Annotated in this window: 25 protein-coding genes; 16 read left to right on the top strand and 9 right to left on the bottom strand. The window is 60.0% G+C overall.

Annotated elements, in window-relative coordinates; translation table 11 throughout:
- Positions 1-8: 8 nt before the first annotated feature.
- Positions 9-872, bottom strand: coding sequence for a PHP domain-containing protein (locus AB3226_RS22580; protein ID WP_367374676.1), 864 nt, complete (start codon positions 870-872; stop codon positions 9-11).
- A gap of 87 nt (positions 873-959) precedes the next feature.
- Between AB3226_RS22580 and AB3226_RS22575 the strand changes: the two genes are divergently transcribed.
- From AB3226_RS22575 to AB3226_RS22550, 6 genes are all read left to right on the top strand, one after another.
- Complete coding sequence (locus AB3226_RS22575; RefSeq protein WP_367374675.1) at positions 960-1,556, top strand: septation protein A; 597 nt, start codon at positions 960-962, stop codon at positions 1,554-1,556.
- Position 1,557: 1 nt separating this feature from the next.
- Positions 1,558-1,857, top strand: a complete 300-nt coding sequence (locus tag AB3226_RS22570) for a YciI family protein (RefSeq protein ID WP_007984134.1) — start codon at positions 1,558-1,560, stop codon at positions 1,855-1,857.
- 110 nt (positions 1,858-1,967) lie between these two features.
- Positions 1,968-2,381, top strand: coding sequence for a translation initiation factor 2 (locus AB3226_RS22565; protein ID WP_258620642.1), 414 nt, complete (start codon positions 1,968-1,970; stop codon positions 2,379-2,381).
- A gap of 7 nt (positions 2,382-2,388) precedes the next feature.
- The gene (locus AB3226_RS22560; protein ID WP_008010984.1) at positions 2,389-3,066 is read left to right on the top strand and encodes a response regulator transcription factor; all 678 of its coding nucleotides are present in this window, start codon (positions 2,389-2,391) and stop codon (positions 3,064-3,066) included.
- Positions 3,067-3,285: 219 nt separating this feature from the next.
- A complete protein-coding gene (locus AB3226_RS22555) occupies positions 3,286-3,735 on the top strand; it encodes a Spy/CpxP family protein refolding chaperone (protein WP_367374674.1) in 450 nt (149 codons plus the stop codon).
- Between the two features lie 268 nt (positions 3,736-4,003).
- Positions 4,004-5,344 carry a sensor histidine kinase gene (locus tag AB3226_RS22550; protein WP_367374673.1) on the top strand — a complete coding sequence of 447 codons (1,341 nt, stop codon included), beginning with the start codon at positions 4,004-4,006 and terminating at the stop codon, positions 5,342-5,344.
- A gap of 107 nt (positions 5,345-5,451) precedes the next feature.
- Here the strand turns inward: AB3226_RS22550 and AB3226_RS22545 are convergent, their stop codons facing one another.
- Positions 5,452-6,018, bottom strand: a complete 567-nt coding sequence (locus AB3226_RS22545; protein ID WP_367374672.1) for an NAD(P)H nitroreductase — start codon at positions 6,016-6,018, stop codon at positions 5,452-5,454.
- A gap of 122 nt (positions 6,019-6,140) precedes the next feature.
- On the opposite strand from AB3226_RS22545, the gene AB3226_RS22540 reads away from it, so the two are divergent.
- On the top strand, positions 6,141-7,595 hold the full coding sequence (locus AB3226_RS22540; RefSeq protein ID WP_367374671.1) for a TrkH family potassium uptake protein: 1,455 nt from the start codon (positions 6,141-6,143) through the stop codon (positions 7,593-7,595).
- Here the strand turns inward: AB3226_RS22540 and AB3226_RS22535 are convergent.
- Positions 7,552-8,613, bottom strand: coding sequence for an AraC family transcriptional regulator (locus AB3226_RS22535; RefSeq protein WP_367374670.1), 1,062 nt, complete (start codon positions 8,611-8,613; stop codon positions 7,552-7,554). The two genes, AB3226_RS22540 and AB3226_RS22535, sit on opposite strands and share 44 nt — an antisense overlap.
- Before the next feature lie 158 nt (positions 8,614-8,771).
- Between AB3226_RS22535 and AB3226_RS22530 the strand changes: the two genes are divergently transcribed.
- The gene (locus AB3226_RS22530; RefSeq protein ID WP_367374669.1) at positions 8,772-9,083 is read left to right on the top strand and encodes an Mpo1-like protein; all 312 of its coding nucleotides are present in this window, start codon (positions 8,772-8,774) and stop codon (positions 9,081-9,083) included.
- Between the two features lie 98 nt (positions 9,084-9,181).
- Positions 9,182-9,772 (top strand): HD domain-containing protein, encoded by a 591-nt coding sequence (locus AB3226_RS22525; RefSeq protein WP_367374668.1) that lies wholly within the window; start codon positions 9,182-9,184, stop codon positions 9,770-9,772.
- 142 nt (positions 9,773-9,914) lie between these two features.
- Here the strand turns inward: AB3226_RS22525 and AB3226_RS22520 are convergent, their stop codons facing one another.
- On the bottom strand, positions 9,915-10,730 hold the full coding sequence (locus tag AB3226_RS22520) for a UDP-2,3-diacylglucosamine diphosphatase (RefSeq protein WP_367374667.1): 816 nt from the start codon (positions 10,728-10,730) through the stop codon (positions 9,915-9,917).
- A 136-nt stretch (positions 10,731-10,866) separates the two neighbouring features.
- On the opposite strand from AB3226_RS22520, the gene AB3226_RS22515 reads away from it, so the two are divergent.
- On the top strand, positions 10,867-11,625 hold the full coding sequence (locus AB3226_RS22515; RefSeq protein WP_367374666.1) for an AraC family transcriptional regulator: 759 nt from the start codon (positions 10,867-10,869) through the stop codon (positions 11,623-11,625).
- Between the two features lie 177 nt (positions 11,626-11,802).
- Positions 11,803-12,696 (top strand): DMT family transporter, encoded by an 894-nt coding sequence (locus AB3226_RS22510; protein WP_367374665.1) that lies wholly within the window; start codon positions 11,803-11,805, stop codon positions 12,694-12,696.
- Here the strand turns inward: AB3226_RS22510 and AB3226_RS22505 are convergent.
- On the bottom strand, positions 12,690-12,977 hold the full coding sequence (locus AB3226_RS22505) for a SelT/SelW/SelH family protein (protein ID WP_192345668.1): 288 nt from the start codon (positions 12,975-12,977) through the stop codon (positions 12,690-12,692). The genes AB3226_RS22510 and AB3226_RS22505 overlap by 7 nt on opposite strands.
- A 71-nt stretch (positions 12,978-13,048) precedes the next feature.
- Here AB3226_RS22505 and AB3226_RS22500 point away from each other — a divergent pair, with 71 nt between their 5' ends.
- Complete coding sequence (locus tag AB3226_RS22500; protein ID WP_367374664.1) at positions 13,049-15,238, top strand: patatin-like phospholipase family protein; 2,190 nt, start codon at positions 13,049-13,051, stop codon at positions 15,236-15,238.
- A gap of 111 nt (positions 15,239-15,349) precedes the next feature.
- Here the strand turns inward: AB3226_RS22500 and AB3226_RS22495 are convergent, their stop codons facing one another.
- From AB3226_RS22495 to recQ, 3 genes are all read right to left on the bottom strand, one after another.
- A complete protein-coding gene (locus AB3226_RS22495) occupies positions 15,350-17,167 on the bottom strand; it encodes a FimV/HubP family polar landmark protein (protein ID WP_367374663.1) in 1,818 nt (605 codons plus the stop codon).
- 128 nt (positions 17,168-17,295) lie between these two features.
- The gene (locus AB3226_RS22490) at positions 17,296-17,730 is read right to left on the bottom strand and encodes a MarR family transcriptional regulator (RefSeq protein WP_007895007.1); all 435 of its coding nucleotides are present in this window, start codon (positions 17,728-17,730) and stop codon (positions 17,296-17,298) included.
- Between the two features lie 119 nt (positions 17,731-17,849).
- Entirely contained in the window at positions 17,850-19,979 is a 2,130-nt protein-coding gene (gene recQ, locus AB3226_RS22485; RefSeq protein WP_038979494.1) for a DNA helicase RecQ, read from the bottom strand.
- Between the two features lie 421 nt (positions 19,980-20,400).
- Between recQ and AB3226_RS22480 the strand changes: the two genes are divergently transcribed.
- The 4 genes from AB3226_RS22480 to lapD all read left to right on the top strand — a co-directional run bounded on the left by AB3226_RS22480 (position 20,401) and on the right by lapD (position 24,319).
- A complete protein-coding gene (locus AB3226_RS22480; protein ID WP_038979493.1) occupies positions 20,401-20,988 on the top strand; it encodes a YecA family protein in 588 nt (195 codons plus the stop codon).
- 10 nt (positions 20,989-20,998) lie between these two features.
- Entirely contained in the window at positions 20,999-21,394 is a 396-nt protein-coding gene (locus AB3226_RS22475) for a YbaN family protein (protein WP_367374662.1), read from the top strand.
- A gap of 254 nt (positions 21,395-21,648) precedes the next feature.
- On the top strand, positions 21,649-22,356 hold the full coding sequence (lapG, locus tag AB3226_RS22470; protein WP_367374661.1) for a cysteine protease LapG: 708 nt from the start codon (positions 21,649-21,651) through the stop codon (positions 22,354-22,356).
- A 22-nt stretch (positions 22,357-22,378) separates the two neighbouring features.
- Positions 22,379-24,319 (top strand): cyclic di-GMP receptor LapD, encoded by a 1,941-nt coding sequence (gene lapD / locus AB3226_RS22465; RefSeq protein WP_367374660.1) that lies wholly within the window; start codon positions 22,379-22,381, stop codon positions 24,317-24,319.
- An 87-nt stretch (positions 24,320-24,406) separates the two neighbouring features.
- Here lapD and AB3226_RS22460 read toward each other — a convergent pair whose 3' ends face one another.
- Positions 24,407-25,462: an AI-2E family transporter gene (locus tag AB3226_RS22460; RefSeq protein WP_367374659.1), complete on the bottom strand. Its 1,056-nt coding sequence runs from the start codon at positions 25,460-25,462 to the stop codon at positions 24,407-24,409.
- Positions 25,463-25,529: the final 67 nt, after the last annotated feature.

Genomic DNA, 25,529 nt, shown 5'->3' with positions numbered 1-25,529 from the left:
CTACCTGTTCAGACGACGGCAATAATTGGGTCATGTTTGAATCGACACCACAGTGGTGGCAGATCCTCCGGGAGCGGGCGGTATTCACCGATCTCGGACCAGCCTCCAGGGCCATGAAAATCACTGCCGGCGCTGACCAGCAGACCAAACTCACGGGCTAGAATCGCCAGGCTGCCCACCTGTTCGGCGGGTTGATGGCCATTGACCACTTCTATCGCGTGGCCCCCTGCTTGAATATAGTCGGCAATCAGGCGACGACGCTTGCTGCGAGTGAAATCGTAGTGCCAGGGATGCGCCAGGCTGACCCAGGCACCCGCGGCGCGCAGGGTTTCGACGGTGTCTTCCAGGGTCGGCCAGTGTTGTTTGACGTCTCCCAGTTTGCCGGCGCCCAGCCATTTGCGGAACGCTTCGGCGCGATCCTTGACGAAACCTTCGCGCACCATCCAGTCGGCGAAGTGCGGACGGGCCGGCGCATTACCGCTGTCGCCCAGCTCCTGTTGAATGGACCGGGCGCCGTCAAGCGCCCCCGGCATGCCTTTCAACGCCAACTTGCGGCTTATTTCTTCGGACCGTAACCAGCGGCCATCGTGCAATTTTGCGATGGCCTCGACCAATGGCGGCGCATTGACGTCGAAACCGTAGCCCAAAACGTGAATGGTCGCCCCACCCCAGGTGCAGGACAATTCGACGCCATTAACCAGTTGCATCCCCAGCGCCGTCGCGGCGCTGCGGGCCTCGTCGAGGCCTTCAAGGGTGTCGTGATCGGTCAAGGCCAGGACTCGCACGCCTTTCTCGAACGCACGCGCAACCAGTACCGCAGGCGCCAGGGCGCCATCGGAAGCCGTGCTATGGCAGTGCAAATCAACATTCACAGGACTGTGTAACCTCAAATCAGCTGACGCTATCGCGCGTCAATATGTTTGTTATTATGCCGCCACATCCTGCTTCTGGCTGCCACTGTGAAACAATTCATCGACTTCATCCCGCTTCTGCTGTTTTTCATCGTCTTCAAAATCGATCCACGGGTCGTCGACATTGGCGGTCATCAACTGACTGTCGGTGGTATTTACAGTGCCACCGCAATGCTGATCATCAGTTCGCTGGTGGTTTACGGCACGCTATTCATCAAGCAGCGCAAGCTGGAGAAGAGCCAGTGGCTGACCCTTATCGCTTGCCTGGTCTTCGGCAGCCTGACCCTGGCGTTCCACAGCGAGACCTTCCTGAAATGGAAAGCCCCGGTGGTCAACTGGCTGTTCGCTCTCGGGTTCATCGGCAGCCACTTCATCGGTGATCAACTGCTGATCAAACGCATCATGGGCCACGCACTGACTCTGCCGGAGCCGGTCTGGACCCGTCTGAACATCGCCTGGATCGGGTTTTTCCTGTTTTGCGGCGCCGCCAACCTGTTCGTTGCGTTCACGTTCCAGAACTACTGGGTCGACTTCAAAGTCTTCGGCAGCCTGGGCATGACGTTGCTGTTCCTGGTCGCCCAAGGCATTTACCTGTCCCGCCACCTGCACGACGCCGACACCACAACGCCAAAAACCGAGGACTGACATGCTTTACGCAATCATTGCCACAGACGTCGCCAACTCCCTGGAAGCCCGCCTGGCCGCACGGCCTGCGCACCTTGAGCGCCTGCAAGTGCTTAAAGGTGAAGGTCGTATCGTATTGGCCGGTCCGCACCCGGCGGTCGACAGCAATGATCCGGGCGCGGCGGGTTTCACCGGCAGCCTGATCGTTGCCGAATTCGATTCGCTGAGCGCCGCACAGGCCTGGGCCGACGCCGATCCGTACATTGCCGCAGGCGTCTACGCCAACGTTTTGGTCAAGCCGTTCAAGCAAGTCCTCCCGTAAAGCTCTCCCGCGCGATGAGCCTTGTCGGTTCATCGCGCGTTCAATCGCTCATTATTCTCGTTTATCGGCCGACAACCTGCCCAATACTCGTATTGGAATCAGGAGTTGCGATGCGCAAAGGTCCGTTGTGTCTGATGCTGGTGACGTTGTCGATCATGGCGCCCGCCCATGGTGAAGAAAGCGCCAATGGCGGTAGTTCGACGCCGCTGTCCTTGAGCGCCGGCAGCCAGATCACCGAGTTGCAGCAGCGCTTGAAGGCAAGCGAACAGCAACGAGAAGAATTGAGTAAACAACTGCAAAATACCGATGGCGAACGCGAAAGCGCCCAGCTGAGCCGGTTGCGCCAAGAGAATCAGCGCCTGAAGCTGCAACTCAAGGAAGCCCAGGCCAGCAGCCCGTTGCCGCGCCTGCTGACAGATCAGCAGCAATGGTTTGTTATCGGTGCCGCAGTAGCGCTATCGGCCCTGCTCTGCGGTATCTTCGCCAGTGGTGCAACCAGAAAACGTCGGCAATGGCTAAATTGAGTGAGTCATGAGCGAGCTGTTATTAATTGATGATGACCAGGAGCTGTGTGAGCTTCTGAGCAGTTGGCTGAGCCAGGAAGGCTTTCAGGTCCGCGCCTGCCACGACGGCCAGAGTGCTCGTCGCGCACTGGCTGAAACGTCCCCCGCGGCCGTGGTGCTGGACGTGATGCTGCCGGATGGCAGCGGCCTGGAACTGCTCAAGCAACTGCGCAGTGACCATCCGGATTTGCCGGTGCTGATGCTTTCGGCCCGTGGCGAACCGCTGGACCGCATTCTCGGCCTGGAACTCGGTGCCGATGATTACCTGGCCAAACCGTGCGATCCGCGGGAACTGACAGCCCGCCTGCGCGCGGTGTTGCGCCGCAGTCATCCGACGGCAGTTTCCAGCCAGCTCGAACTTGGCGATTTGTGCTTCAGCCCGGTGCGTGGCGTGGTCAGCATCGATGAACAGGAGTTCACCCTCACCGTCTCCGAAAGCCGTCTGCTCGAAGCCCTGCTCAAGCAGCCCGGTGAACCGCTGGATAAACAGGAACTGGCGCAAATCGCCCTCGGTCGCAAACTGACCCTGTACGACCGTAGCCTGGATATGCACGTGAGCAACCTGCGCAAAAAAATCGGCCCGCACCCCGATGGTCGTCCACGCATCGTTGCCCTGCGCAGTCGCGGTTACTACTACAGCCTGTAAGAACCGAGAAAGAACTGGATAAGCGCCACCTGTGGCGAGGGAGCTTGCTCCCGCCGGGCTGCGAAGCGGCCCACCACAGACTGGTAGCTGTGGAGTTTTGTCAGCAAGGTAGAAAATCGTCTTTACCCAAGCTTTACGCTCCGCTGACCGCCGCTGACCTAGATCTCCGTAATCTGCACACATCCGGAACGTACCGGGAATGAGACAAGGAGATACACCATGCGCAAGACTCTTATCGCTCTGATGTTTGCTGCCGCCCTGCCGACCGTTGCCATGGCCATGCCTGAAGGCGCGGGTCCGATGGGTGACCACATGGACGGCTCACGCCACGGCGGTCAGATGCACGGCATGCACGGTAAAGGCCCTTACAGCCAGCTGGACCTGAGCCGCGAACAGCGCGAGCAGATCCGCAAGATCATGGGCGAGCAGATGCATGAGCGTCAGCAATTGGTCGACAAGTACCTGGAAAAACTCTCGCCAGCCGATCAGAAAGCCCTGAAAGACGAGATGGAGGCCAAGCACAAGAAAGCTGACGCCGATGTTCGCGCACTGCTGAAACCGGATCAACAGAAGCAATTCGACGAGATTCAGCAGAAAAAAGCTGAGCGTCGCGCCGAATGGGCCGAGTTCAAGGCCTGGAAAGCGCAGCAAGCGCAAAAAGCGCAATAATGCGCTAACCCTGGACCCAACGGCTAAACCCCGTTGGGTCTGTTGCCATTTAAAATGTGGGAGCAGGCCTGTGTGGTGAGGGGGGTTGCCTGTGGCGAGGGGGCTTGTCGGAACGCCGCATCGCCCCGTTGGGTCGCGAAGCGGCCCCGGCATTTCAAAGTTAAACCGCAGGTAACGGGTTTACGACTGCTTCGCAGCCGAACGGGGGCAAGCTCCCTTACCACACAGGCCCGCTCCCACATGAATTTGCGCTAGTTGAGGATTTTCTGTGCGCTCATTGTTCTGGCGTATCCTGGCCAGCTTCTGGCTGGCCATTGCTCTGGTTGCGGGCCTTTCCATTCTGCTCGGGCACATGCTCAACCAGGATGCATGGATTCTCAGTCGCCACCCGGGCCTTAACAACCTGCCCGAACAGTGGACGCAAACCTACGAAAGCCAGGGCGAAGAAGCCGCCCAGGACATTCTGGAGCAGCGCAAGCGCCAGTATCACATCGACGTTCAGGTGCTCAATGAGACCGGTGACCCGGTGGTACGCGGCACCTTCCCTCGGCGGGCGGCGGCGTTCGAGGCACGGCAGCAAAACGATGATCGGCGCCTGCCATGGCGGCGCCTGACCGATGAATACACCAGCGCCAAGACGGGCGACACCTACCTGCTGATCTACCGCATTCCGCACCCGGAACTGGATGCCTGGCACCGTGAAAGCCTGCTCTGGCCGTTGAGTGCGCTGGGTATCGCGCTGGTGGTGCTGACCCTGTTCAGCCTGCTGGTGACCTTTTCCATCACCCGACCGCTGAGCCGTTTGCGCGGTGCGGTGCATGACCTCGGGCAGACGACGTATCAACAGAACAGCCTGGCGCAACTGGCCAACCGTCGCGATGAGTTCGGCGTGCTGGCCAACGACTTCAACCGCATGGGCGCGCGCCTGCAAAGCCTGATCGGCAGCCAGCGGCAACTACTGCGGGACGTGTCTCACGAGTTGCGTTCACCCTTGGCCCGACTGCGCATTGCCTTGGCACTGGCCGAGCGGGCGAATCCTGAGGAGCGGGAAAAACTCTGGCCGCGCCTGACCCGTGAATGCGATCGACTGGAAGCGCTGATCAGCGAAATCCTGGTACTGGCGCGCGTCGATGCCGACAATGCCAGCGCCGAAGAAGTCGATCTAAACGCGCTGCTCAATACCCTGCAAAAAGATGCGCAGCTGGGCTCGCCCGAGCAGAACGTGCGCCTTGAGGCCGAGCCGCAACTGAACCTCAAAGGCTGGCCGACCATGATCGAGCGTGCCGTGGACAACCTGCTGCGTAATGCCCAGCGCTTTAACCCGATCGGGCAACCGATCGAAATGCAGGCGTTGCGCCAGGGCGACAGGATTGTGGTCAGCGTGCGCGACCACGGCCCCGGCGTAGAGGCCGAGCATTTGAATCAGCTGGCTGAACCGTTCTATCGGGCACCGGGGCAAACAGCGGCCGGACATGGCCTCGGGCTGGCCATTGCGCGTAGAGCGGCGGAGCGGCATGGCGGCAGTCTGGTGCTGGCCAATCATCCGGAGGGCGGGTTTATTGCCAGCCTGGAGTTGCCTCTAGTACCGGGGGCCGTGGTTCAACCCTGAACCCTGTGGGAGCGGGCTTGCCCGCGATGGCGGCGGCACATTCAACATCTCAGTGCCTGACACTCCGCTATCGCGGGCAAGCCCGCTCCCACAGGGGAATCGTTTCCTCAGTTACTACCCGGCCAGGCGCTAACGAACTCGGTCAAATCAACTTTCTCCGCCACACGCGGTTCTTTCTGCGGCGTGCCAAGGTAAAGAAACGCAATCACCTCTTCCCCTTCCGCCAATCCCAAGCCTTTAGCCACATGCGCTGAATAAGCCAGCTCACCGGTGCGCCACACCGCGCCAATGCCTTGCGCATAGGCCGCCAGCAAAATCCCGTGAGCTGCACAACCGGCCGCCAAGAGTTGCTCGGACTTGGGATACTTGTCGTGCTCCTGCAAACGCGCAATCACCACAACCACCAGCGGCGCACGCAACGGGCCGTTGCGCGCCTTGTCCAGCAAGGCCTCGGACACATCACTGTCTTGCAGCTTCGCCGCTTCGGCCAGCAACTCACCCATTTGCTCGCGCGCCGCGCCTTCGACTGTCAGGAAGCGCCAAGGCTGCAAGTGGCCATGGTCTGGCGCGCGCATCGCGGCGGCAAACAACACTTCCCGTTGCTCGGCGGTTGGCGCCGGATCGAGCAGTCGTGGGACGGAAACACGGTTGAGCAAAGCGTCGAGAGCCTCCATCGGCCACCTCCTGTAGAAATTGTCTGGCTATTCTAGCGTCAACTGTCGCGACGGCGTCGGTTTACATGCCCTGCCCCGCAGGTAGAATGGCGCCCTTCTTACTATTAGCCCGAGCGGACTTCATGGCGTTGCCGACCTTACGGATCATTGGTTTCATCATCGGCATCTTCCTGATCACGCTGGCCATCGCCATGGTCGTGCCCATGGCCACGCTGGTGATCTTCGAGCGCACCAGCGACCTGCCGTCGTTCCTCTGGGCGAGCATGATCACCTTTGTCGCCGGCCTCGCTCTGGTGATACCCGGACGCCCCGAGCACATCCATCTGCGCCCGCGAGACATGTACCTGCTGACCGTCAGCAGCTGGCTGGTGGTGTGTATCTTCGCCGCCCTGCCGTTCCTGCTGACCCAACACATCAGCTACACCGACTCGTTCTTCGAAAGCATGTCCGGCATCACCGCCACCGGTGCGACGGTGCTCACTGGCCTGGACAGCATGTCTCCCGGCATCCTGATGTGGCGCTCATTGCTGCACTGGATCGGCGGCATCGGTTTTATCGGCATGGCGGTAGCGATTTTGCCATTGCTGCGCATCGGTGGCATGCGGCTGTTTCAGACCGAGTCGTCGGACCGTTCCGAAAAAGTCATGCCCCGTTCGCACATGGTGGCGCGTTTGATTGTTGCGGCCTACGTCGGCATCACCATTTTCGGCAGCCTGGCGTTCTGGTGGGCCGGGATGAGCCCATTCGATGCAATCAATCATGCGATGTCAGCGATTTCCACCGGTGGTTTCTCGACCTCCGACCTGTCTTTGGCCAAATGGCCGGAGCCTGCGGTGCATTGGGTCGCCGTCGTCATCATGATTCTCGGTGCCCTGCCGTTCACCCTGTACGTGGCGACGCTGCGCGGTAACCGTCGGGCCTTGATCAAGGATGAACAGGTTCAAGGCTTGCTCGGCATGTTGCTGGTGACCTGGCTGGTGCTCGGCACCTGGTACTGGTGGACTACTCAGCTGCACTGGCTGGAGGCCTTGCGGCATGTGGCGCTGAACGTGACGTCGGTGGTGACCACCACCGGTTTTGCACTGGGGGACTACAGCCTCTGGGGTAACTTCTCACTGATGCTGTTCTTTTACCTGGGGTTTGTCGGCGGCTGCTCGGGGTCGACCGCTGGCGGGATCAAGATTTTCCGGTTCCAGGTTGCCTATATTCTGCTCAAGGCCAACCTTAACCAATTGATTCACCCGCGCGCGGTGATCAAGCAGAAGTACAACGGCCACCGTCTCGACGAAGAGATCGTGCGCTCGATCCTGACCTTTTCGTTCTTCTTCGCCATCACTATTTGCGTCATCGCGTTGCTGCTGTCGCTACTGGGCGTGGACTGGATGACCGCGCTTACCGGCGCGGCCGCCACGGTGTCTGGCGTAGGCCCGGGGCTTGGCGAAACGATTGGCCCGGCGGGTAACTTCGCCAGCCTGCCGGATGCCGCGAAGTGGATTCTCTCGTTCGGCATGCTGCTGGGCCGACTGGAGATCATTACGGTGTTTGTTCTGTGTATCCCGGCGTTCTGGCGTCACTGATCGGCAGGGGCGCTTCCATCAGCCGCGTCCGGTATTCGCCGGGGGTGGAATCGAACCAGCGTCGGAAGGCGCGGAAAAAGTTGCTCGGATCGGCAAACCCCAGCAGGTAGGCGATTTCCAGCAGGGTCATGTTCGGTTGCGCCAGGTATTGCTCGGCCAGTTCACGTCGGGTGTCATCCAGCAACGCCTGAAAACTCGTGCCCTCTTCCTGCAAGCGGCGCTGCAAGGTGCGTTGCGACAAGTGCAGCGTCTGGGCCACCGCATCGCGTTTGGGTTCGCCCTGGGGCAGCAGACGGCATAACACCTGCCGCGCTTTGTGAGTCACGCGGGTCTCGGAAAACCGCGCCAGGTATTCGCCGGCAAACCGGTCGTGCAACCGCGCCATCGCCTCGTTGGCGGTGGGCAGCGGTGCCTCCATGTCGACGCGCTCGAAGATCAAGGCGTCATACGGCGCGTTGAACATCAACGGGGCATGGAAAGCTTGTTTATAAGGTTCAAAATCAACGGGCTCATCGCCTTGCAGCAAGACTTTGCGCGGCTGGAGCGCGCGGCCGGTCAGCCAGCCGCAAAGTGCCAGGGCGCAGGCCATTGATGCTTCGGCACTCTGCCGGGTCGGTGGCAGGTGATCGCCATGCACCGTCAGAATCAGCGCATACCCCTCATCCAGCAATCGAAAACTCAAGTCGGCACTTTCGGCGATGATTCGCTGATAACGCACCAGACGTTGAAAGCCTTCAGCCAGGGTCTGGCTGGACATCAAGGCATAACCGGCGACATGGAAGGACGCCGGTCGCACGACCTTGCCCATGTTCAGGCCGATCGCCGGGTTGCCGGACAGCTCGACCGCGCGCTGCCAGAGCCGCGTCATGGAATCTTGCGGGAAGCGCGCATCCGGATCATCCAGTGCCGCATAGTCGAGCCCTAGCTGCTTGAACAGAACCCGGCAATCCAGGCCGTCCATTTCCAGTGCTTTGACAATCCCCATCGCCCAGCTTGCAGAAGTCGTTCGTTCGCTCATGGCGTTTACTACGTGATGGCCGCATGCCACGACCCAATACCCAAGGATACTAAAGTGGCGCCTATTGTCACTGGCTGATACCAATGATCACTCTAGACTTAAATAAGCTACCCGCAGAACAACTTGTCGCGTGAACAGCCACCACAGAGACCGCAGTCGTGGAAAACATCAAACGCTTCAACAACTTCGCTGAGTTTTACCCGTATTACCTCAGCGAACATCGCAACAGCACTTGTCGACGATTGCACTTTGTCGGCACCTCGCTGGTTATTTTCATTCTGGTGCTGACCATCGGCAACGGCGCATGGTGGATGTTGCTGGCCCTGCCGCTGGCTGGTTACAGTTTTGCCTGGGTCGGGCATTTCTTCTTCGAGAAGAATCGTCCTGCCACCTTTCAGCATCCTCTTTACAGCCTGCTCGGCGATTTCGTCATGTACCGCGACATGATTCTGGGTCGTGTGGCGTTCTAGGCTCCATTGGCCACAAAAGCGTCTTGGGCAGCCAGTGCAGCCTTGGATCCAAGTCCTACACTCAAACATCCCTTTCGATCAGAACAAGAGGATAGCCGATGAATGCCCATGCCCGTTTTACCCATATGCAGGACGGCACGCAGGAAGACTGGGCGATCATCGCCGCAGATTTCAGCGCCTATGCCCGGCAATTGCCCAAACGGATCGTGGCGCACCTGAAGTTACTGGAGGGGGATTTCGGTGGTTTCCCGGTGGATCGTCTGACCCACTCCCTGCAAACCGCCAGCCGCGCGTGGCGTGATGGTCGCGACGAAGAATACGTAGTTTGCGCCCTGCTCCATGACATTGGCGACACACTAGGCTCCTACAATCACCCGGACATCGCCGCAGCGATCCTCAAGCCGTTCGTCAGCGCCGAGAACCTGTGGATGGTGGAGAAGCATGGGATTTTCCAGGGTTATTACTTCTTTCATCACCTGGGCATGGACCGGCATTTGCGCGAGCAATTCAGCGGTCATCCGCAGTATCAGGCGACCATCGAATTTTGTGCCCGGTACGATGCAGCGGCGTTTGATCCTGCGTACGACACACTGCCGCTGAGCTTCTTCGAACCGATGGTGGAGCGGTTGTTTGCGCAGCCGAAGCATTCGATTTACAAGGCGGCGATGGAAGAGCACGCGCCAGCCTGACAGGTCTCAGGAGACCGCTTCGCGGTCCATCGCGGGCAAGCCCGCTCCCACAGGTTTTTGCAGTGTTCAAAAAAGTTGTGCACCACCACAACCCCGTGGGAGCGGGCTTGCCCGCGATGGGGTCGGCCAATACACCTGATTTTTAAGCCGGCTCCGCAACCTTCACCGTCTTCAACTCGGCCTCCCGCGCTTGGGCATCGGCCAACCGATACAGCTCGATCGACCCATCCCAATGCTCGATCAGCGCCGTGCACGACTCCACCCAATCCCCACAATTGAGGTAATCCACCCCACCGACCTTGCGAATCTCGGCATGGTGAATGTGCCCGCACACCACCCCGTGCAACTCGCGTTTGACGCATTCGTGGGCGATGGCTTCTTCAAAATCGCTGATGAAGCTGACGGCGGTCTTGACCTTGTGCTTGAGGTACGCCGACAGCGACCAGTAGCCGTAGCCATAACGGGCACGCCAATGGTTGAGCCAGCGGTTGAGCGTCAGGGTGAATTCGTAGGCCGAATCGCCGAGAAAAGCCAGCCAGCGATGGTAACGGGTGATCACGTCGAACTGGTCGCCGTGAATCACCAGCAGATGACGGCCATCGGCGGTCACGTGCACGGCTTCGTCCACCAGTTGGATATTGCCCAGCATCAGCTTCGAATAACGGCGCAGGAATTCATCATGGTTGCCGGTGACGTAGATCACCTCTGTACCGCGCTTGCTCATGGTCAGCAGGCGACGAATCACATTGGTGTGCGCCTGGGGCCAATACATACCACTGCGCAGTTTCCAGCCGTCGATGATGTCGCCGACCAGGTAGATCTTGTCGGTGTGGTAGCCCTTGAGAAACTGCGACAGATGTTCGGCCTGGCAATCCCGGGTGCCCAAATGCACATCGGAAATCCACAAGGTCCGTACACGTTGCTTACGGCTGGGTTTGGCGAGCTCGGCGCTGGTCATGGGCAACCCTCAGGACAAGTTTTGGCAAGCTTGCGCCGGTCGGGTGAATTGCCCATGACAGTGGCAAGTCAGTCGTGTGACAGCGCGAGTCGGGCCGCGCCCGGTGTAGACTGGCGACCTGCCCAGGAGACCTGCGATGAGACCGATCCTCACGCTACGCCAGTACACCCACGACCTGATCGTCCATAGCCACGACCATGCGCAATTGGTGTTCGGGCTGTCGGGCGCGCTGGATTTCGAGGTCGAGGGGCATGGTAGTCAGGTGGTGCAGCAGAGTTTCGTGGTGGTGCCGTCGGGGGCACATCATGCCTGCGACAGCGCCCATGGCAGTCGTTGCCTGGTGCTGGATGTGCCGAGCGACCAGTGGGTTTCGCAGTCCCTTGGCGATCACGCCGAAGCCAGTCGCCGCTTGCTCGACAATGCCGGGCGCCTGTCGCTGGACGCAGGGCAAAGCCAACTGGTGAGTTGGCTGGCGGGCAGTCAGATCAGTGATCCGCTGATTGCCCAGCAAGGCGCGGTGCTGTTGCTGGCCAGCCTGAACAACGCCAAACCCGACAGCGTGGGCGGTCGACGTCTGCCTTATGCAGCACTGAATGCGCACATCGATCAATACGCGGCCTATCCACTGCAAGTCGCCGATCTGGCGCGCATCGCCGGCTTGTCCAGCGCTCGGTTGCATGCACGGTTTGTGGCGGAATGCGGGCAAACGCCGATGGACTACATTCGCAGTCGTCGGCTGCACATTGCCGTGAGCCTGTTGCGCGATTCAGCGTTACCCATTGGCGAGATCGCCTGTCGGGTTGGTTACAGCTCGCAGAGTGCCTTCGCCGCGGCGGTGCTACGCGAGTTCGGTGCCTCGCCCGGTAAATTGCGCCGAGAGGCTGGCGACAAATGACGCGAGTCTGGCGACAGACATAACCGGCTCAACGCGATTCAATGTAGGAGCTGGCGAAGGCTGCGATCTTTTGATCTTGATCTCCAAAAGCAAGATCAAAAGATCGCAGCCTTCGGCAGCTCCTACAGGGGCCGACGATGTTGTCGGCCGGACTCGATTCGTTTATCAAGGATTGCAATGACTCCCCGTACCGCCCTTGGCGCTCTGCATATCGGTGCATTGATGTTCGGCCTCACTGGCGTATTCGGCAAACTCGCCGCTGCCTCGCCGGCCATCATCGTGTTCGGCCGTGCCGCGTTTGCCGTCCTCGCCCTGGCGTTTTTCGCACGGTTCGCCAGTAATACCCGTTGGCAGAAACTCGATGCAGTGGACCTGCGCCGCCTGCTGCTTAGCGGCTTGCTGCTGACTGGGCACTGGGTGAGTTTCTTCATCGCGGTGAAGGTCGCCGGGGTGGCGATCGCGACCCTGGGTTTTGCCAGTTTCCCGGCGTTTACCGTGATCCTCGAGGGGCTGATTTTCCGCGAGCGCATCCGCGCCAATGAAATCCTGCTGGTGGTGCTGGTCAGTATTGGACTGGTATTGGTCACGCCGGATTTCGATCTGGCCAGCGGTGCCACCATCGGCCTGTTGTGGGCGGTGGCGTCCGGCTTGTTGTTCGCCCTGCTGTCCCTGACCAACCGCGCCAGCTCCGGACGAATTCCGCCGGTGCAGGCGGCTCTATGTCAGAACGTGGTGGTTGCGATTTGCCTGCTGCCGGTGGCGGTGCCGCAGTTGAGCGAAGTGCGCGCCATCGACTGGCTGTGGATCGGTCTGCTCGGGGTGTTCTGTACCGGCGTCGCCCATAGCCTGTTCGTCGCCAGCCTGGCGGTGATCAAAGCCCGGACTGCGTCAGTGGTGTTTGCTCTGGAACCGGTTTACGGCATCACCCTGGCCTGGCTGCTGTTCGATGAAAACCCGACCCTGCGCATGCTGATCGGCGGCGCACTGATCATCGTGGCTATCGTGGTCTCGAGCCGGTTGTCCGGCAGTTCAAGCAAGAACGCTGTAGCGGCACAAGCCCCGTCTCACTGAGGGCGGTCGTTGTGGCCCAGGTCGCGGTCCGGATCGATCTGATCGCGGACCCGCTGCTTGAGCACCTTGGCCTCGGGAAAACCGCCATCGGCCTTGCGCTCCCAGAGCTGCACATCGTCACAGAAAATGTGAAAAACCCCGCCGGTGCCGGGCACCAGGGACACTTTGCCCAGGTCATCGCCGAAGGTGCTGAGCAGTTCCTGGGCCAGCCAGGCGGCGCGCAACAGCCATTGGCATTGCGTGCAGTAGGTGATGACGATTTCCGGTTTACGTGCGGTCATGATTGGCAAAACTCCTGTGCCAGAGGGGCTCGCTATAATAGCCGCCTTTATCGCTCGCCCCGAGATCCATGATGCGCCGTTTGCTGTCCTGCCTGTTGCTGTGCCTCTTCCCCTTGATCGTGCAAGCCGTCGAAGCCCCTCGACCAAAAATCGGTCTGGTGCTGTCCGGTGGTGCCGCCCGTGGCTTGGCCCACATTGGTGTGCTCAAGGCACTGGAAGAACAAGGCATCAAGATCGATGCGATTGCCGGCACCAGCATGGGCGCGGTGGTCGGCGGCCTGTATGCCTCGGGCTACAAGATCGATGAACTGGAAAAACTCGCCCTGAGCATCGACTGGCAACAGGCGCTGTCCGACGCCCCGCCTCGGGAAGACGTACCGTTTCGACGTAAACAGGATGACCGGGATTTCCTCGTCAAACAGAAACTCAGTTTCCGTGACGACGGCAGCCTCGGCCTGCCACTTGGCGTGATTCAAGGCCAAAACCTGGCGCTATTGCTGGAAAGCTTGCTGGCTCATGCCAGCGATACCCGCGATTTCGACAAACTGCCGATTCCGTTCCGGGCGGTGGCAACCGACATCGCCAGCGGCGAAAAAGTGGTGTTCCGCAAGGGCCACCTGCCTCAGGTGATTCGCGCCAGCATGTCGATCCCGGCGGTGTTCGCGCCGGTCGAGCTCAACGGCCGCTTGCTGGTGGACGGTGGCATGACCGACAACATCCCGCTGGATGTGGCGCGGGAGATGGGCGTCGACATCGCCATCGTGGTCGACATCGGCACGCCGCTGCGCAATCGCAAGCAACTGACCACAGTGGTCGATGTGTTGAACCAGTCAATCACCCTGATGACCCGGCGCAACTCCGAAGAACAACTGGCCACCCTGCACAAAGACGACGTATTGATCCAGCCACCGCTGGCGAGTTTCGGGGTTACCGATTTTGGTAAAGCCCAGGAAATGATCGACGCCGGCTACCGCGCAACCAGAATTCTCGACGCGCGTCTGGCGCGGCTCAAACCTGCACAACCACTGGACGCCGAACTGACCGCCGCCCGGGCGCCGAGCCAGCGCACGCCGATCATCACTGCGATCAAAGTGGAAAACGACTCGAAGGTTGGTGACGATGTAATCCGTTACTACATTCGCCAGCACATCGGCGAACCGCTGGACCTTGGCCGTCTACAAACTGACATGGGCACGTTGTACGGCCTCGATTACTTCGAGCAGGTGCAATACCGCGTGGTCCATAAGGGCGCCGATCACACTCTGGTAATCAGTGCCCGCGGCAAACGCAGCGGCACCGATTACTTGCGGGTGGGTTTGAACCTGTCGGACGATATGCGCGGCGACAGTGCTTTCAACCTGGGCGCCAGTTACCGGGTCAACGGCATCAATCGCCTCGGTGCCGAATGGCTGACCCGAGCACAGCTCGGTGACAAGCAGGAACTTTACACCGAGTTCTATCAGCCACTGGATGTCGGCTCGCGCTACTTCATCGCGCCTTATGCGGCGTTCGAAGCGCAGAACGTCGAAGCGATTCTGGACAACGATCCGATCGCCCAATACCGCGTCGAACGCTATGGTTTGGGCCTGAACATCGGCCGGCAAATCGGCAATAGCGGCGAAGTGCGCTTTGGTGTTGGGAAAGCCTGGGGCAAGGCTGACGTGCGCATCGGCGATCAGGATTTGCCGAGTGAAAACTTCAACGAGGGTTTCTATGAGCTGAAGTACTCGTTCGACTCGCTGGACAATGTCTATTTCCCTCATGAAGGCCAGGACATCGGCCTGTCGTTACGCCAGTTCGAACCGGGCTTGGGTTCGGACAAACGCTATCGCCAATGGGAGTTCAAACTGGACAAGGCCCTGAGCAGCGGCCCGGACACCTTCATCCTCGGCGGGCGCTACGGACGCACACTGGATGAGGCCAACGTGGTCACTTCCAGTTTTCTGCTCGGCGGCGCGCGACAGTTGTCGGGCTTTAGCGAGGATGCGATCTCCGGGCAGAACGTCAGCCTGATGCGCGGTGTTTACTACCGCCGCCTGACGCCGCGCTCGTACCTGCCACTGGACTTCCCGCTGTACATCGGCGGCTCGCTGGAACGCGGCCGGGCTTGGAACAATGACAATGAGTTCGACAGCGGCTACATCAATGCAGCCAGTATGTTCATCGGTTTCGACACGCCGCTGGGACCGCTGAACTTCAGTTACGGCATCAACGATGCGGATGAACAGGCGGTTTATCTGAACCTGGGGCAGACGTTCTAACCTCTGCCCCTGTAGGAGCGAGGCTTGCCCGCGAAGAACGATAATGCGGTTATTCTGATAAACCGCGCCGTCTGATTCGCGGGCAAGCCTCGCTCCTACAGAGGCCAGGTGTTATCGGATACCGGCCAACAGAGTCCGGGCCGTCTCCTTGAGCGGTTCGTCGCCGTCCTTGAGTAGCTCGTTAAGCAGCACGATGGCGCTATCCAGATCGCCGTCGTCGATGCAGGTCTGGGCCTGTTCGAGTTTGCCCGCGCTGCTCGGCCCGACCGGTTCAAGATCCATCAATTCGGCATTCAGCGGCTCAAGTTCCAACGGTTGGGCAGGATCGCTGAACTCGTTGAGAAAGGTATCGTCCAGAGATTGAGCGTCAGATTCGGCGATCCATTCAAGCTCGGGCTCGTCCAGCGTCGGCTCCTCGGGCATTTCGAAGACATCGGGCAACACATGCAGGTTCGAGGTGAACCCGGGGTCGTTTGCCTGCTCTGGCTCATTCGACGGTTTAGCGCTGGATGATGAGTTTTCGAAGGGGCTGATCAGGTCCCAATTCGAATCCATCGACAGGTCATCGAGGTTCAACTGGAACTCATCGCTCGGTGCCGCTTCAGGGATTGCAAGCGTAGGAGGAATCACTGCCACGGCGGCGACCACCGGTGCGGCGCTGATCAGTTTCGGATGGCGGGCGCGGATGTCTTGAAGCTGCTGTGCATCGAACCCGGCGTCTCGCAGGCTGCTTTCCTGCGCGTCATAAGCTTGCACGTCGCCCTGTTTACCGAGGACTTCCAACAGCTGCACGGCCAGATCGGTGCGCTGGGGTTCCCTGACCAACGCATCTCGCAACAAACCGGCCGCCTCGGACAAACGGCCATACGCCAGGTAGATACCAACCCCTTCCAGCACGTCGCCTGCGGGAGTCTCTTCGGCCGATCCGGCTACCGGTTGCGGCTGGGACGCCGGCTTGATCGGTTCTGCTGTGCGGTTGAGTACCGGTTCATGGCGCGACGGCAGCACGGGTAACGGTTCGGGCTGGACCTGAGCCTGAACCTGAACCTGCTGTCGTTGACGGCGAATGAACACACCGAGCAACGCCAACGCCACCACTGCCAGCAACCCGATGATCAGCAGCCACGGAGTCGGTTCAGACTCCTCTGCTACAACGGGCACCGGTGCCGTCACCTGGGGCACGACCGGCTCTAACGATGCCTGTTTGACTTCCGCCAATCGGGTTTGCAGTTCGATCACCTGCTTTTTCTGGCCGGCGATCTGCTCGTCCTGAGCCTGAAGCTTCGCATTGAGTTCATCGAGGTTTTTTTGCAACTGTTGGTTCTGCAGCACGCTGGCGGCCAGTTGTTCGGCAACAGCATCATTCGCAGGCGCGGCAGCTGGTTTATCGACATCAGGCTTGGGCGCCGCCGCCTTCGCAGCAGGTGGCGGTGCAACAGCCGGTTCGACGGACGGGAACGCGGAAGACTGAGGGCGCGGCTCGGGCTCGTCGTTGATGGGAACAATTCCCGGCGAACCCGGCGGATCGATCAGCACTGTGTACTCGTGCAGCAAACGCCCGTTGGGCTGATTAATCTGCACCAGAAAATTCAGGAAGGGTTCCTTGACCGGTTTGCTGGAAGTCACCCGGATCAGGCTGCGGTTGCCCCGCAGGATCGGTGTGAACTTCAGGTCGTTAAGGAAGAACACCCGCTCAACGCCGGCGCGGCTGAATTCGTCCGCCGTCGCCAGGCTGACCGATAACTCGCCCTCCTCCAGACCACCGGCGTCCACCAAGGCGATGTCGGCATTGAATGGCTGATTCAACGCCGAATGCTGGGTGATCTCACCCAACCCGAGCGCAGGGGCCAATGCCGAGTAAGTGACGGCACCACCGACCAGCAGCAGCCTGGTGCAACACCGCAATACAACGTGCCAACTCTCGAGCATGAGCATCCCTTAGATAACCAGAACCAACCTGTACGTGTTCGCACATCCGGTACGAACACGATATTGCCTAGTAGTTCTTTATAGTCTGCCCAACGGAGTATCTCAAAAGTCCGGCGCGAGGTTGTGCCTCAAGATTTTTCCAGGTTGGCCAGAATGTGCCCGTGGACCCGCATGCAGACCTTCAAATCCGCCTCATCAACGCCCTCGAACAGTTCGTGGCGCAATTGAGTGGCGATGGTTTCAATTTGTTCGATCAAGGGCCGAGCCGGGGCACACAGGACGATTTTTTTCGCCCGACGGTCTTCCAGTACGGATTGGCGCTGCACCAGGCCCTGACTTTCCAGGCTGTCGAGCAATCGAGCCAGGGTGGGCCCTTCGACGCCGACGCTTTGCGCCAGTTCGCGTTGAGTGGGGGCATCATCGAAACGCGCCAGGTGCAGCAGCACCAGCCAGCGCGCCTGGGACAGACCCAGGCCAGCCAGTCGGCGGTCCAGTTCGGCACGCCAGCCCCGAGACATCTGGGCCAATTGCATGCCAAAGCGGTGTTGATCGGTTAACGGCATAAAACACTCATGATTAGACTGAAATAGAGAAAAACTAATTATTAGTCAGCTAAGCATGACCTTTGGCTATAGGCAAGGTTTGCTCTGTACTGAATCGTTACATCTATGCCGCAGGTCATTCAGACTTCGAATTCCGACTGCAGGGCGGCACGAACGCAATACAAAACACCTTCCGGAACTCTCCCTGCGAACAGCGCGGCAATCTCCGACACGGGGGGCAGTTCGCCTTCGCCGTCGAGGAATGCATCCTGGACTTCGCCCATCAACTCTTCCGGCAGGTCCAGCGCCTGCTCAAGCGATAACTGCTGCTTGCCGATCGCCTCGGCGAGCATCGCGTAGACGTTCTTTTCCGAGCATTGCAACTGACCGGCGATTTGCAATGGTGTCATGCCGGCCCGGGCCAGAGTGATCAGCTCATGGCGCACATCGGCCACCACTTTCGGCGCCTCGACCTGACCGCCGAGCACTTCGAGGAAGGCCTCGCCATAACGCTCCAGTTTTCGCGCACCAACGCCGCTGACCGTGGCCATTTCCGCCAGCGAGGTCGGCTGGCTGCGGAGCATTTCCAGCAGGGTTGAGTCGGGGAAGATGACGTACGGCGGCACGCCATGCTCTTCGGCCAATTTGCGACGCAGGGCACGCAAGGCTTCCCACTGTTCGCGCTCTTCACCGCGAACCAGTTGGCTGGCCGGGCTCTTGCTGGCGGTCTTGGCTGTGATTTGTGGCTTGAGATCGCGGCGCAATTCCAGGGTCACTTCGCCCTTGAGCAGCGGTCGACAGGTGTCGCTCAGGCGCAGCCCGCCGTAGCCTTCAAGATCGATGTCCGCCAGACCACGGGCAACAAGCTGTCGGAACAAGGAACGCCACTCGCTCTCCCCCATCGCTTTGCCTACGCCGTATACCGACAAATGCTGATGACCAAAGCTGCGAACCTTTTCGTTGTCCTTGCCCAGCAACACGTCGACCAAATGACCGACGCCATAACGCTGACCGGTGCGGTAGATCGCCGACAGTGCCTGACGGGCCGGCTCGGTGGCGTCCCAGGTTTGCACACCGTCGACGCAGTTGTCGCAGTGGCCGCAGGGCTCGGGCATGTCTTCGTCGAAGTACGCGAGCAGGGTCTGGCGACGGCAGCGGGTTTCTTCGCAAAGCGAGAGCATCGCGTCGAGCTTGTGCTGCTCCAGACGTTTGTGGCGCTCGTCACCTTCGGAGTTTTGCAGCATCTGCTTGAGCATCACCACGTCTTGCAGGCCGTACGCCATCCAGGCATCCGCCGGCAGGCCATCACGACCGCCGCGACCGGTTTCCTGGTAATAGGCCTCAAGGGACTTCGGCAAATCCAGGTGAGCGACAAAACGTACGTTAGGCTTGTCGATACCCATGCCGAACGCCACGGTGGCGACCATGATCAGCCCTTCCTCGTTAAGGAAGCGCTTCTGGTGGTGAGCCCGGGTGTCGTTGGGCAGACCGGCGTGGTACGGCAGCGCGGGGAAACCTTGCTCACTGAGGAACACCGCTACTTCATCAACCTTTTTGCGCGACAGGCAGTAAACGATACCGGCATCGCTACGCCGCTCGGCGAGGAACGCCAGCAACTGCTTGCGTGGCTGTTCCTTGGGCACGATGCGATAGAAAATATTGGGGCGGTCGAAACTCGAGAGGAAGCGCTCGGCATCCTGCAAATGCAGACGATCGACGATTTCTTCGCGGGTGCGCTTGTCGGCCGTTGCGGTCAGGGCAATACGCGGGACGTTGGGGAACAATTCCGCCAATTGACCCAATTGCAGGTATTCCCGACGGAAATCGTGACCCCATTGGGACACGCAATGCGCTTCGTCGATGGCGAACAGGGCGATTTCAAGGCTTTGCAGAAACGCCAGCATGCGCGGCTGAACCAGGCGCTCGGGCGCCAGGTAGAGCATTTTTACCTCGCCGCGCTTGATCCGCGCCGCCAGGTCACGCTGTTGCTCAGCGCTCAACGTGGAGTTCAACGCCGCCGCCGCAACGCCCAGCTCTTCGAGGGTGGCAACCTGATCGTCCATCAGTGCGATCAGCGGTGATACCACCACCGCCAGGCCTTCGCGCAGCAGTGCCGGCACCTGGAAGCACAAGGACTTGCCGCCACCGGTAGGCATCAGCACCAGGGCGTCGCCGCCACTGGCCACGCGCTCAATGATTGCACCCTGACGGCCACGGAAACTGTCGTAGCCGAAGATGTCCTTGAGGACGCGTTGAGCCTGTTCGAGCATAAAAACTCCAAAAATCACCGAAACATCCCTGCAAGGCTGGTTCAGAATCACCAAAGCTGCACCGACAAATCGTAAGTGCGCATTGCATGACGCTTCATATCTCAGCCGTGACGCCAGCAGGGCATCACAAAACGCGCGAGTATACCCGACGCCTGTCCAGCAAAGGGCGCCGCTGAGAAGACACATGAAAGCCAATGCAATACAGGCCCTTGTGGGAGCGGCTTGCTCGCGAAAGCTGGGTGTCAGTCGACATTAATGCTGCCTGACACACCGCTTTCGCGAGCAAGCCCGCTCCCACAGGGTTTTCTATTGCCCCAACCGCAGATTCCATCACAAGGGTTCAAATACACCGCGCGGCTGGCCCAAGCGCTCAAGAAGGCCTAGAATTCGCGCATCGTATATTCCCCAAGGTAGCCCTTTAATGTCCTTCGCTGAGCAACTAACCCGCCTGCAAGTCTTCCTCGACGCCGACGAGCTGCATGACGAGGCGCTGGACTACGTGGCCGCCCACGGCTACCTCACCGCGCTGTCGATTTGTTCCGAGAGCGTTCCCGACCGTGAATGGATCGACGCGCTCTTCGCCGAAGAGCCGCATTACGCCGACGACACCGAGCGTGAAGCGATCGAATCCACTCTGTTGCTGCTCAAGGCGCACATCGCCCGCCAACTGGCGTCCGACGAAGAGTTCGAGCTGCCGTGCGACCTCGACCTGGGCGAAGAGCCGGATGACTCCGACCTGCGCGGCTGGTGCATCGGTTTCATGGAAGGCGTATTCCTGCGCGAAGCCGCCTGGTTCGAAACCGCCGAAGACGAAGTCAGCGAAATGCTGCTGCCGATCATGGTCGGTTCCGGTCTGTTCGACGAACAGCCAGAGTTCGAAGACATAGCCAAAGACGCCAACCTGATGGACGACATGATCGTGCAGATCCCGGAAGCCCTGACCGCGCTGTACCTGCTGTGCCAGGCGCCAGACGAAAAACCGGCGATTCTCAAGCCACGTCACCACTAAGGTTTTGCCTATGGACAACCCCATAGGCAACCGCTCCCTGATGTTGCGCTACGTGCTGCTGGCCATCGGCTGGCTGAGCGTAGCGCTGGGGGTGATCGGGATTTTCCTGCCGGTGCTGCCCACCACACCGTTCCTGTTGCTGGCGGCCGCCTGTTTCGCCCGTAGCTCACCGCGTTTCTATCAGTGGCTGGTTGAACATCCACGGCTTGGGCCGTGGGTTCGCGACTACCTGAGCGGCAATGGCATTCCCCTCAAGGGCAAGGTCTACGCCATCGGGTTGATGTGGGCGAGCATCCTGCTTTCCTGCTATCTGGTGCCCCTGCCGTGGGCGCGCGGGTTCATGCTGACCAGCGCTGTGTTGGTGACGGTTTATATCCTCAAGCAGAAAACCCTGCATAAACCCTGATCCCCATTTGTGGCTCAGGGGCTTTTGTGGCGAGGGAGCTTGCTCCCGCTGGGTTGCGAAGCGACCCCAAAACCAGGCACCCAACTTTTCCTGATATACCGCACTTACTGGTTTTGCGACTGCTGCGCAGCCGAGCGGGAGCAAGCTCCCTCGCCACAAAAAGCAATCCGCCGACGTCCATTCGTCCGACGACCTGCCCTTCCTCGCTGAAAACACCGCCTAGACTTCAGACATCTGCACCCGAGCAGCCAGACATGTGCCGCAGTCCGCGTAGTCCAGGATGGTCAACGCTCCGACTTCGGTTCGGCGGATGGCTGCTGCTGACGACTTTTCTGCTGGCAGGGTTGGGCAGCGTATGGGCCGACTGGGACTTTGCGCAGATTCTGCAAACGGCCGAAAAACGCTACGGCCCCCTTGGCCTGGCCCGGGGACGGATCGAGGCCTGGAGTCAAATGCTGCAAAGCGAACGCAACCAGCCTGAGCGCGAACAACTGAACGCGGTCAATCGCTTCTTCAATCAACAACTGAGCTTCCAGGACGACACGCGTATCTGGCGTCAGACCGATTACTGGGCCACGCCAGTGGAATCGCTGATCAAGGCTGCGGGCGACTGTGAAGACTACGCCTTGGCGAAATATTTCAGCCTGCGACACCTCGGAATTCCCAGCGAAAAACTGCGCATCACCTACGTCAAGGCACTGACCCAGAACCAGGCGCACATGGTCTTGACCTTCTACAGCAGCCCCACGGCCGAGCCGCTGGTGCTGGACAATCTGATCGGCGAGATCCGCCCCGCTTCCCAACGCAAAGACCTGTTGCCGGTGTACGCCTTTAACGCCGAAGGCCTGTACTTGCCGGGAGCCAATGGCGGCAAACGCAGCAGCGACTCGAAAAAATTGTCGCGTTGGCAAGACGTGTTGAAAAAGATGCAATTTGAAGGGTTCGCCGTGGGCGAAGGCTAGCCGCTACTGCAAGGAGCGTTTTATGTCACTGCGCAAACAATTGTTTCTCGCCATTTGCCTGTTCTTGCTGGTGGCCTTCGGCGGCAGTTTTTTTGTCAGCCTGGAAAGCTCTCGCGAACAGATGCTCAGCCAGTTGCGCTCCCACGCCCAGGACGCCGCCACGGCGCTGGGCTTGTCATTGACAGCCCAGATCGACGACCCGGCGATGATCGAGTTGATGGTCAGCTCGATTTTCGACAGTGGTTATTTCAGCAGCATTCGGGTCGTCAATATTGTGGATGAACGAGTGTTGGTGGAACGCAGCGCACCGCCGCAAATCGAGGGTGTTCCCGGCTGGTTCATCAGCCTGGTTAACCTGCGCCCACAGGGTGGCGATGCTCTGATCATGCGTGGTTGGGAGCAAGCGGCGCGGGTCGAAGTGTTAAGCAATCCGCAGTTTGCCTTGGCCAAACTCTGGGACAGTACCCTCGGCAGCCTGATCTGGTTGCTGATTTGCGGACTGCTCAGCGCTGTGTTTGGTGGCTGGCTGTTGCGCCGGCAATTGCGCCCGCTCGACAACATGGTCAAACAGGCTGAAGCCATCAGCAAACGCGAGTTCCGCAGTTTGCCGAAACTGCCGCGCACGCCGGAACTCAAACGCGTGGTGCTGGCCATGAACCAAATGGTCGAGAAGCTCAAGGCGTTGTTTGCCGAAGAAGCCGCGCGCAGCGAAAAACTGCGCTCCGAATCTTATCAGGACAACCTCACGGGCCTGGCCAACCGACGCTTGCTGGATGAACAACTGGCCGACCAATTACTGGTTTCCGAGCAAAGCCGCGACGGCCATTTACTCATGCTGCGGATCAATGACCTGATCGGCCTCAACCAGCGTCTGGGCGGCCAGCGCACCGATACCCTGATTGGCGCCGTCGGCGAATTGCTCAAACGCCTGACGCAGCTACCCGAACGTCGAACCTGGCTCGCGGCGCGCAATCGCGGTGGCGAATTCAGCTTGCTGACCCCGGGCCTGGACAGCAAGGATGCTGCACGCCTGGCTTCCGAAATCAGCGCCACCCTGGAAAACCTGCGCCTGACCGGTGCCAGCGACTGTATGCCCGTGGCACATCTGGGCGTGGTCGCCTATCACCCCGGAGAACCGGCGAACGACGTGCTGGTGCGCCTCGATCAAGCGCTGACCCAGGCCCGGCAACACCCCGAGCGGCCGTGGATACACATGACCCATTCCGATACCCCGCCGAACCAGTCCCAACACGACTGGCGCAGCTGGATCGACGACGCGCTGACCGAGGGCAAGATGCAGCTGTATTTTCAACCGGTGGTGCAGTGCGCCGATACCAGCCAGGTGTTGCATCACAAAGTCCTCGCGCGCCTGCTCGACCCGCAAGGCGAGGCGATTGCCGCCGGGCATTTCCTGCCGTGGATCGAGCGCCTTGGCTGGTCGGCGCGATTCGATCTGGCGATGCTCGAAACCACTCTCGAATATCTGGCCGCCAACCGTTGGCCCCTCGCGTTGAGCCTGTCCGGCAGCACTCTGCGCGATCAGACCCAGCTAAAACTGATCTGCGACATACTTGAATCACTGCCGGAACTGGCGCCGCTGCTGACCCTGGAAATCGACGAACGCCAACTGCCGCCCCCCGAAGAACTGCAACGCCTGAGTCACAGTCTGCTCAACACCGGTTATCGCATCGGACTGCAGCACTTCGGCGGCAGCTTCAGCCAGATCGGTAACCTGACGCAGTTGGGGCTGGCTTACCTGAAAATCGACGGAGCCTACATTCGGGGTATCGATGAACAGACTGACAAGCGCCTGTTCATCGAGGCGATTTTCCGGGCGACCAACAGCATTGATTTGCCGTTGATTGCCGAGATGGTGGAGACGCAGGGGGAACTGGAAGCGATTCGGGAGCTGGGGTTGTTTGGGGTTATGGGGAGACTGATTGGGCCGCCGGAGCCGATGTGAGTCGCAAGGCCCGCACGATCAGATACACCGCGTCATCGTTCATCGCGAGCAAGCTCGCCCCCCCCAAAGGTGTTCAGTGCCGACGCCTCAGGGCCGGCGATCCTCGACCCGAGCCTGACTCTTGCTCCAATCGGTCAGCAGGCTATAAGCCACGGCCAACAACGTCGGGCCGATGAACAGACCGATAAACCCAAACGCAATCAACCCGCCAAACACCCCGAGCAGCACAATCACCAACGGCAAGTTCCCGCCCCGACTGATCAGGTACGGCTTAAGCACGTTGTCGACACCGCTGATGATGAACGTCCCCCAGATCCCGAGGAATACCGCCATCCCGTACTCGCCCTTCCAGGCCAGCCACGCCGTGGCCGGAATCCACACCAACGGCGGCCCCATCGGAATCAGGCTCAGCAAAAACGTCACAATCCCCAGCACCAACGCCCCAGGCACGCCGGCAATCAGGAAGCCGATCAACGCCAGCACTGCCTGAGCCGCCGCGGTGCCGATCACCCCGTTGACCACCCGCTGTACGGTGCCCGCTACCAAATCGATGTAATAGCCTGCGCGGTCACCGATCAACCGTTCCAGCAACCCATGGACAAACACCGCCAACCGCGGCCCGTCCCGGTAGAAAAAGAACACAAAGACAATACTCAGCGTCAGCTCGAGGATGCCGCCGCCGATCTGCGCACTGCGCGCCAGCAACCAGTTGCCGACCTGCCCCAGATAAGGCTTGATCGCCAGCATCATCGCCGCGCCTTGCTGATCGATGCTGTTCCAGATACCCACCAACCGCTCGCCGACCAAGGGAATACTGCCCAGCCAGGTCGGTGCTTCAGGCAGACCATCGACTTGCACATCCTTGATGAACGCCGTGGCATCGCGTACATGGTCCGCCAGGTTGAAACCCAGCCACACCAGCGGTGCTGCCACCAGCAGCATCCAGCCCAGCGTCAGTAACAGCGCCGCCAGGGATTCACGGCCATTTAGCCAACGGGTCAACAAACGCATCAACGGCCAACTGGCAAACGCCAGCACCGCGCCCCAGAACAGCGCCGACCAGAACGGCGCCATCACCCAGAAGCTCGCGCCAAACAGCACCAGGAGCAGAATCTGCACCAACAGCCGATCGTTATTGGGCATGTAATGTCTCGAAAAAGTCAGTCAGCAAAGAGTAGGCGAACGCGCGAAACGCGCTCGCCCAATGAAG

The organism is Pseudomonas lini (genome assembly GCF_964063345.1).
GTDB lineage: Bacteria > Pseudomonadota > Gammaproteobacteria > Pseudomonadales > Pseudomonadaceae > Aquipseudomonas > Aquipseudomonas lini_B.
This window is presented reverse-complemented; position numbering and strand designations above follow the sequence as displayed.